The 2,870-nt window shown below is 60.8% G+C and carries 4 protein-coding genes; all 4 read right to left on the bottom strand.

What is annotated here, in order from left to right; genetic code table 11:
- A partial coding sequence (locus tag ACQKDV_RS19005) for a TonB-dependent receptor plug domain-containing protein (RefSeq protein ID WP_427785793.1) occupies positions 1–356 on the bottom strand: 356 nt, incomplete at its 3' end.
- Positions 357–480: 124 nt separating this feature from the next.
- Positions 481–774, bottom strand: coding sequence for a hypothetical protein (locus ACQKDV_RS19010; protein WP_427785794.1), 294 nt, complete (start codon positions 772–774; stop codon positions 481–483).
- Between the two features lie 108 nt (positions 775–882).
- Positions 883–2,064, bottom strand: a complete 1,182-nt coding sequence (gene mltA, locus ACQKDV_RS19015) for a murein transglycosylase A (protein WP_427785795.1) — start codon at positions 2,062–2,064, stop codon at positions 883–885.
- A gap of 67 nt (positions 2,065–2,131) precedes the next feature.
- Positions 2,132–2,870 (bottom strand): hypothetical protein (locus ACQKDV_RS19020; RefSeq protein ID WP_427785796.1); only part of this gene is annotated, 739 nt, incomplete at its 5' end.

Below are 2,870 nucleotides of genomic sequence, written 5' to 3' on the forward strand. Positions count from 1 at the left end.
TTGATGCCGGCATAGGGGTCACTCCGCCCTGAGTGTGCCAATAAGGACACTTTGACCTCGCCATTGAAGGCGCGGAAGCTGACCTTGCCCGATTCGGCCCCCTGCCGCGTTTCGGTGAGCTGGATGCCGGGCATCTGCCCCAGCAGCTCCCAGCTGTGCGAGACGTTGCGGTCTTCAATCTGGTCCGCGCCGATCACGTCCACCGAGGTCAACACCTGGTGTGCGCTGAGCTGGCCTTCGCCGTGCTGGTGCACCTGCACCTTGCCGAGGGTGAGCGCGGCATCGGCGGACTGTGCGAAAGCTTCAGGGGCGAACGCAGCGGCCGCGAGGGCGGCCACCAGCGTGGGGGTCTTCATGGGGATGGAAGGTCGCGGATGAAATGTAATCGCATAACATTTCACACACGAAGCCCGTAGATACCGTGTTGTCCTTGCCTAGGCAAGGACAACACGGTATCTACAAAGCGGGGTGGAGCAGTGGTTACACCGGGTAGCCGGTGGCTTCCCTGGCCTTCTTCCAGGCGCTTTCAAATTCGCGGGCGGAGATTTCGTCGTCCTCGTCGAAATCCAGGAACGAGACCGGCTGGTCGGCCAGCAGGAAGCGGTCATCGCTCTGGCCGTGCTCATCGGCCCAGACCATCTTGGTGCCGTAGATTTCCACCTGGCGCACGATCTTTTCGCCGCGGGCTTCCATCAGTACGTTGCCCTTGCCCAGGCCCGATTCGGCCCAGTGCTTGTAGTACTTTTTGGCGGTGTTGTTCTTGATGTTCTTCATTGCAGGGGTCCTGGCCGCAGCGGCGGCCGGAGAGTTCGGAATGGGCCCATTATCAGCCATCCGAGGTCAGAGCCCTTGCCTGCTGCAAGGGATTCGACCCCTGCCGGTTCAGTTCGGCAGGGGCGCGCCCTTCGGCCACAGCATCCAGATGTTGCCCTTCTGCTTCATGTCACCGGCCAGTTTGCCGGCGGCATCGCCGCTGCCCCAGTACAGATCGGCGCGCACTTCACCGGCAATGGCACCGCCGGTGTCCTGCGCGGCTACCGGGCGCACCACCGGGCTGCCATCAGGGCGGGTGGTGGACAGCCACAGCAGGCTGCCCAGCGGCACCACGCTGCGGTCAACCGCCACGCTGTAGCCCGCAGTCAGCGGCACGTTCAGCGACCCGCGCGGGCCCTCCGGGCTGTCGGCGCTGCGCACGAAGAACACGTAGCTGGGGTTGCTGCGCAGCAGCTCCGGCACGCGCGCCGGGTGCGCCTTCGCCCACGCGCGGATCGCGTCCATGGTGACGTCTTCTTTCTTCAGCTCGCCTTGGTCCACCAGCCAGCGGCCGATGGCGCGGTAGGGCTGGCCGTTCTGCTCGGCATAGGCCAGCCGCACCTGGGTGCCATCGGCCAGGCGCACGCGGCCCGAGCCCTGGATCTGCAGCAGCTGCAGGTCCATCGGATCGGTCAGCCAGGCCAGCACCGGGGCCTTGGCGCCCTTGCTGGCGATGGTACCGGCGTCGTCGTAGGGCTTGAGTACCTTGCCGTCGAGGCGGCCGCGCAGGCGCTTGCCCTTCAGTTCGGGGTAGAGACTGTCCAGCTGCACCACGATCAGATCATCCGGCGTGCCATACACCGGCACCGTGGCGCTGGCGGTGCGGGTGAGGCTGCCGGGGTAGATGGGCTCGTAGTAGCCGGTGATCAGGCCATCGGCCTGGTGGCCCCCGGCGCGCAATGCGTACACGTCCAGGTCGCGCTGCAGGAACTGGCGGATGGCGACCGGGTCCTTGTCGGACACCGTGGCGGCGGTCACGCAGGGTTTGGCCCAGACCGCATCGTTCTTCAGGCGGGTGCAGCTGCTGCGCCAGGCAACAAAGCCGGCCTGCAGGTCGGGACCGGAGACCGCCGGCAGCACCTTCCAGTCGACCTTGGCGTAGGTGGTGGCTGGCGGTGTGGCCGACGTCGGCACTTCGGATCGGGTGCGGGGAGCGCTGGTTGAGCAGCCGGCGAGCACGGCAATCCAAAGCAGGCAAGGGACATTCACCGCCCCAAAAATAATCCTAAAAAAAGAAATCTGTGGCTTCATGAGAATTCGCCAAAAGTTGCTGCCCAGCTTACGAAAAAGGAACACATACCTACAGGCGGACCTCCATTCATTCATTAATCTCCTCAGCGTGATCGACCACATACCCGAACTCAGGCAGCGGACCAAAGCCAAGCTCAGATACGTCACCATGAGTCGGAGAATGCACAGCAACGCTCAGAAATTCGACAGATGGATCAAAGCCGGTCAATTTTCCCCGTATGGAATAAGTATATCCATCCTGCACCACATGCACGACGCGGGAAGCCGTGTCTGGGCGCTCATAAACCGAGCTACCCAAATAAACAGGATGAGCCAAAGACGGCAGATCTTTTTTCTTCCAGCGTCTAGCCGATTGATGTTGATGCTTCCTAATGGCCGCATTTATCATCCGATCAAGACAATAACTAGCGTTTCCATAGCTGGCATTATTCTCAACATAGCCAGTCTCCAATTTGAAATGCCATTCACCACCATCCTCAAGCCGGATCGCCTGGGGTGTCAATTGAGCGATATTATGCAAATCCGCTGAATTTACCCCCCATTCTGCAGCATCACTCCGTAGCCGGTCATAGTCCATCCGGACATAGTCAACAGGCTCCTTGATGTTGGAAGATATCCAATCTTTGTTTCTGCAATAGGCTGGAGCTTTATGCCCATGCCCAGCCAACAAAAACAGGCTGGAAAGCCTATTATTTGAGCCCGCATCTCGCCACGGGTAGATGCAATAGTCACGCTCAAACTCTACAAAGTACTTAGACTCAACTTCCAAGTGCAACACTCGACAATCGCGTAGGCTGCAGGCATGG

The sequence above is a fragment of the Stenotrophomonas sp. NPDC077659 genome (assembly GCF_050268705.1).
Lineage (GTDB): Bacteria > Pseudomonadota > Gammaproteobacteria > Xanthomonadales > Xanthomonadaceae > Stenotrophomonas.